Below are 6,803 nucleotides of genomic sequence, written 5' to 3' on the forward strand. Positions count from 1 at the left end.
TAGTGTTTTGAGCAAATAATACCACACCAGAGAACAGTGTAAAAATTGCCGTTAATGTAAAGCGAAGTTTAATCATTGGTTTAAACAGTTTGAGGTAATAATCAGCATTTTAAAAAACACTAATTGATAAATATACAGAGTTTGTGCAGAAGGGCAAAGCAGTTCTATATCAAGCTTTACTCTAAAAAATCCATCAATTCAAGGGTGGTGTTCCGCAACCAAAACTCTAGTGATCCACCGGCAACCAAACATAAAATACTGAACCTTCACCTACAGCACTTTCTACCCATATTTTACCGCCTTCTTTTTTAATTATTTCTGCGCATATATACAAGCCAATACCCATTCCCTGAAAAGTAGATTGATTTTCGCCGGTGACCCGGTAAAATTGTTCAAAGATGCGCTTTATCCCTAGCGGCGAAATTCCAATGCCAAAATCCTGGACGCTCAATTGGACGCCATCTTCTACTATCTGGGTACTTACGATAATTTTATCGGCACCAGGAGAATACTTTGTTGCGTTTGAAATTAAATTAATGAGTACCTGGCCGAGTTTATCTTTGTCCCCTTTGATATTTATTACTGCATTCAAATCATTTACTATTTTATGACTTAGGATGGTTTTGCGCATATCATCCAGTACTTCATTCACCATCTCATCAAAATAAAAAGTCGATTCGTGACGGATTAAACCGCCCTTTTGCATTTCTGTAACATCCAAAAGATCCTTTATAAGCGTTGTAAGCAGTTCAAGTTGTTTACTCATCTTTTTTACCATCCCCAATGTATGCAAATCATCTTTCTCCGCAAGAAGGCGTTCAATAATTTGTCCGTAAGCTTTTATTGTAGTTATCGGGGTCTTAAGTTCATGACTGGCCATCGAAAGAAAATCATTTTTCTGCCTTTGTTCTTCTTTTAAATTTGCAATGTCGGTGAAAGCACCGATCCATTTAATGACGGTTCCAATTTCGTTCATTAACGGTACACATTGCACAAGGTGCCAGCTATACGCTCCGGTATAACTTTTGAGCCGGGCTTCAGAATTGTAAGTTTTGCCGGTTTGCAGGCTAGTTTTCCAACCCTGACTAAGGCTTTCCAGATCCTGGGGATGAATTAATTCTTCCCAGGAATCTTCTACATAGGGATCAAGCCCGGAATAATTGATCCAATGGCTGGAAGCATATTCATAAGCTCCTTTTTCATCCGTCATCCATATCAGTTGTGGCAGGGTTTCTGCTAAAATGCGAAAGCGCTGTTCGCTTTCAATTATGGTCCTTTCATAGTTTCTTTGTTTTGTTATATCCCTGAAGGTCCAGCTCCATGAGTAATAACTACTCCCTTCTCCAATTACCGGATATCCATTTCGCTCTATTATCTTTCCATCTTTAAACTCCAGTTCATCTAGACTTGTTTCTGTGGGATGATCGTACAAGTATTTTACTTTGTCAATAAATTGTTGGGGATTGACTAATTGGCTCATGGCAAACGATAGGGCGGCTTCATCATCTTTCGCATCAACAATATCTTGCGGCATGTTCCATATCTCAATAAAACGCTGGTTAAATGAAAGAATTTTCCCTTTTGCATCTACCAGTAAAACTCCATCTACACTTGCCTCGGTATGTGCTTCTAGCAAAGCGGTGCGGTAAGTCAATTGTTCTTGAGCAAACTTTTCTTCATGTACATCAACCACCGTTCCTATCATACCTTCGTATACACCCTCCGGATTAAATTTCGGGCTTCCGCTATCAACTGCCCAGCGATATTCTCCTTTCGAATTACGTAGCCTGTAGGTTGCAAAAAAAGGCTTTTGGGCTGCATTCGCTTTAACAAAAATTTCCCCTGCTTTTTCTTTATCTTCAGGGTGGGTGGAATTAAGCCAGCCAAAACCCTTGGCCTCGTCTTCGGTTTGTCCGGTAAAATCATACCAGTGCTTATTCAAATAGCTGCAAGTTCCATCGGGTTCGGTAATCCAGATGATTGCGGGGACCGTATCAGTTAGGCTACGGAAATATGACTCACTCTCCTTTATTTTTTTCGCTGCTTCACGTTGTTCGGTAATATCACTATGTACACCTACCCACTGCTCAATTATACCATTTTCATCAAAGGTTGGCACTGCCCTTACTGCAAATAGTCGCCATCCATTTTGCGCTGTCTTTAACCTGTGTTCAAATTCAAATGTGCTTTTATTCTTAACTGCTTTGTTCCAGGCATCAACCGTAGGCTGTGCATCCTCGGGATGAACAGCTGAAGACCATTTAAATCCCTGGTATTCTTCAAAACTTTGGCCGGTTAATTTAGCCCATCCAGGTTGTTCACCAACCATTTCACCTACAGCATTGTTTGTCCAGATAATCCCTTCTACAGCGAGGATTGCCGCCTCAAATTTTTTCTCGCTTTTTTTAATTTTTGCTTCAGCTTCCCTGCGCTCAGTGAAGTCGACAGACGAACCTACGAAACCTAGAAATTCATTGTCTAGACCAAGTTTTGGATTACCTTGTGCCAGCACCCAGCGCCATTGCCCATCTGCCCTTAACAGGCGACACTCTATTGAAAAGGAGCTTTGTTCGGCTATTGCTATATCTATGTTATCTAACGTTGATTGAATATCATCCGGATGAATAATTTTATTCCAATCATAAATATCTTCGCTCTTTGCCACCCCCACAAAATCAAGAAACGTTTTGTTATAATATGATGACGTACCATTGGCATTAAATGTCCAGATAAGTACTGGTGAAAGGTCTGCCATTGCGCGAAAGGCTTCTTCGCTTTCTTTTAATTTCTCTTCTGCTTTTTTGTGATCGGTAATGTCTTTAAAAACATTGGCAACTACTCGGCTGCCGTCGCCGCCCACCCGTGATGAAAAAACATTGAACCAACGGTCCCATGCACCCACATATTGCTCATAGCGTGCAGGCTCACCCGAAAGTGCAATTTTTCCGAGATGGTTTAGCACACTTTCTTCCATGTCGGGCATCAGTTCACTAATGCGCATCCCTACCGCCGTTTGTGACAATCCGGTTATTGCTTCATGTGCATCATTCATCTCAAGAAAAATGTAGTCAATCGCTTTTTCTTTATCGTCAAATAACACTTCCAATATACTAAAGCCCTCATCAATTGTATTTAACAGCGTATGGTATTTCTCTTCCGATGTGCGTAGGGCTTCTTCTGCTTTCGCTCTTTCTACCGCTGCCCATATTCTTTCGGCTGTTTCAATGGATAGCTGCAACTCGGTGTCTGTCCATTTCCTTGGCTTACATTGAACGAGAGAAAGAAGTCCTACTGGTTTGTCGTTTTTAATCACCGGTACATTGATGAATGAACCATATTGGAAATCCAAGCAAACCTTTTTTAGTTCATTATCAATTATCTCGCTGGTACATACATCATCCACAACAAAGGGACGCCCGGCTTTTAAAACCGCCTTATACAGCGCAAAGCTGTTTATGTTATGTACACCCGCAACCGAAGGCAGATTTCCACGCACGGCGTCTTGCAGAATTATGACATTATCTCCGTCAATAGTACTGTAGTGGCACCTATCGGCTTCCATAAAATCCAGAGCTGTTTTTGTAGCTGCTTCCTCAACATCTATTGGGTTTCTAGGGACTCGGATTGCATCGCTCAGTTTTAGCAGGAATGATTGTTGCTTTTCCCCGGTGCTAGTATCAATTGTTTCTTTCAACTTTTCCGACATAATTGAAGAATTATGAATTATAGACAGTAATGTATTGCAAATAACACCCCCTTATAGAAATTGTTGAAAAAACATTAAAGAAATTAGCTGCAAAGCTATGATACACATCCAACTCTTGTCCTACCTAGTTCTTTTTCGCCGGTGTGGAATACGGCGGATTTTTCACATCAATCCAGGGTTCTTTCTGCAATAATTTCAAAGCTTCTTCAACCGCTTTTTCCAGTTGCAGATCCCGGCCATTGGCTACAGCAACTGCGCTGATCTTTTGTTCTATGTCAGGCGAAATACCCGTATTTTCTCCAACCCACTTATTTTTAAACGGATCAAAAATCCCATTATCAGGGGCGGTCATTGCACCACCATCCACAAAAGGATAATGAACGGATGATTTCACTAATCCTCCCCATGTACGCGTCCCAATAAGCGGACCTACTTTTTGCTGCCGGAATATCCATGGAAAGAAATCACCCCCTGAACCAGCGAGCTCATTAATCAGCAAAACTTTGGGTCCCAAAATGCCGGCAGGTAGTCGCATGGCTTTCCCATCGGGCACTTCATTTGTAATCGCGGCACGTAGCCGGCGAACCATTAGATCTACCATGTAGTCATCCAACAAACCGCCCCCGTTAAAGCGTTCGTCAATTACCGCTCCTTCCTTGTCTTGCTGGGCAAAATAATAGCGGTTAAATGAACTAAAACCCGCTCCCCCAGTATTCGGAACCCAAACATATCCCAGTTTTCCCTTTGATAATTCGTCTACTTTTCGGCGGTTATCTTCTATCCAGGCCAACTGACGTAACGAATTTTCATTCTCAGAAGGCTGTACCTTTATAGTCCATGCACCATCCATATTTGGTTTACTGTTAACTAGTAAAAGGGTCTGCATTCTTCCCGTGCCATTCAAAAGTTCATAAGGATCATCCGTTGAAAACAGGGCTTTTCCATTAACGGCCAGAATAAAGTCACCTTCCTTTACCTTTAAGTTCGGCTGTGCTAAGGGGGCGATAACGCCGGGGTTCCAGCTCTCGGTAGTGTAAATTCGTTTGATTTTCCATCTTCCATCGGCCTGTACCAAATCAGCACCCAATACCCCGGCCCTTGAAGTATCCAGAGAAGGTGTGTCTCCCTCGTAAACAAAACTATGGCCAACGGAAGTTTCTCCTCCGATCTGGTCGAGAAGGTAAGTCAGATCCGTACGATGACGGATAGATGAAGCCAGAGGAGTATAATATTCCTTTACTTCCTTCCAATCTCTGCCGTGCATTCCCTTATCATAAAAATAATCGCTCTGATATCTCAATGATTCGTCGAAAATCTGTTTCCATTCTTCCGGCCTGTTAAGTTGCATGCGCAAATTCATGGCAACAATCCCATCTGCAGGGGCAGCAGGCTTGGATGTAGATACTACCCGCCAGTTCGGACCGGACTTGAACAGTAACTTTTCTCCGTTTGCAGATACAGCATACTGCGAGCCCCCTTTCACCATTTCCTCCAATTTTTTATCTTCCACGGTGTATTTACTGATCACCGGTCCGGAAATAATCATGACGCTTCCTTTAGGACCCGCGATCATTCCCTGGTAGTTGCCAACAGGAATAGGGATGGATATAATTCTGCGGTCTATTTGTTCCCAATCAATCCGCAGTAGTTTAGGTAATACTGCCTTAGCGGCGCTGGGGTCTTTTGGAGGGCTGGCTTTTGTGGTGTCAGGTTCTTCATCCGTTTTCAACGGAAAAGGATTAGGGTCATCCTGGCGCAGTATAGTCAGATAGGCGGCAAAACTTGGCTGTGCTTGTTGTGAACTGGTATTGGCCCATCCGGAACCCAGGGCCACATTTGTACTCGCCAAAAAGTAGAGGTAACGCCCGTTCAAATCCCATGCAGGGGAAATGGCGTCGGCCATCGGATCACTGATTGCCCTGGTTTTATTATTCTCAACAGACCAGGCCATGATCGTTCTAAAATTATTAGGTGCTGATTTGGAATAAGCCAGCCATTTGCTGTCGGGCGACCAGCTTAATCCCATTCTCCCCCGGTCTAAATTGGTACCTCCGATATCGGCTGTATTGATTTTCCCACTGGCGACTTCCAGCACTTTGACTCGCACGGCATTGTCGGTAAACGCGATATGTTTACCATCCGGCGACCATACAGGGTCCCACGCTAGTTTACTTTCGCCAATACTAATTTTCCGGGCTTCTTTTATTCCTTCCTGATCAGTGATGTACAAAGAATAAGATTCACCGTCCTTATCGCTAAACCAGGCTATTTGCTTCCCATCGGGCGACCATATAGGGCGGCGGTCTGCAGCACCTGAGCTTTGTGTGAGATTTCTCGGATCACCATTTTCAACCGGGACGGTAAAAATTTCTCCCCGGGCTTCCACTAATATTCGTTTGCCTGTTGGCGATAATGAAGCTTCGGAAATTTTACTGCTCACATTCTCGAAACGGGTTTCCGCCCATGGGAAATCGCCGCTTACATTTATGTCTAAAGCCTTGCTCTGGCCAGTAAGTGGGTTTAGCAGGTGAAGATAGCCATGATGTTCATAAACTATTTCTGTTCCGTTCCCTCCCATCCATTTGATATCGCCGGTTTTTAAATTAGTTACCTGCCGAAGGGCCGAAGTAGATGTATTGTAAGCCCATACGTTCATGATAAAATCCCGGTCAGAGAGAAAATAGATCTCCTGATTCATCCATAGCGGTTGTATGTCCATACTTCCCTCATTGGGCAGGGATACTTCTTTCAATGTTTTAAGATCTAATACCTGCAAGGCAGTGTTTTGTCCGCCGCGATAATGCCTCCATTCTCCGTCCCAGCGGCTGACCCTGTCAATAATCATTTTAGCGCCGTCGGGAGAATAGTCGCCGTCAAAAGCCCATGGTGCAGGAAGAAGGGATGCCGGGCCGCCCTTTACGGAGACTGTCCATAGCCGGTTAAAAGCAGTAGGAGCAGATTCTCTGCCAGAAGCATACAATACCTGCTTACCATCAGGTGACCAGCCCCTTGGAAAAGAAGCGGAAGGATACCAGCTCAAACGTGTTGGTGTTCCACCTTCTGAAGGCACGATATAAACAGCATGAATCCCCGAACG

General features: G+C 43.6%; 2 protein-coding genes. Both read right to left on the bottom strand.

The window, feature by feature from the left end; genetic code table 11:
- Positions 1–226: 226 nt before the first annotated feature.
- Positions 227–3,706 (bottom strand): PAS domain S-box protein, encoded by a 3,480-nt coding sequence (locus WBJ10_RS05765; RefSeq protein WP_424288577.1) that lies wholly within the window; start codon positions 3,704–3,706, stop codon positions 227–229.
- A 124-nt stretch (positions 3,707–3,830) separates the two neighbouring features.
- Positions 3,831–6,803 (bottom strand): S41 family peptidase (locus tag WBJ10_RS05770; RefSeq protein ID WP_424288578.1); only part of this gene is annotated, 2,973 nt, incomplete at its 5' end.

The sequence above is a fragment of the Daejeonella sp. genome (assembly GCF_049655485.1).
Classification (GTDB): domain Bacteria; phylum Bacteroidota; class Bacteroidia; order Sphingobacteriales; family Sphingobacteriaceae; genus Daejeonella.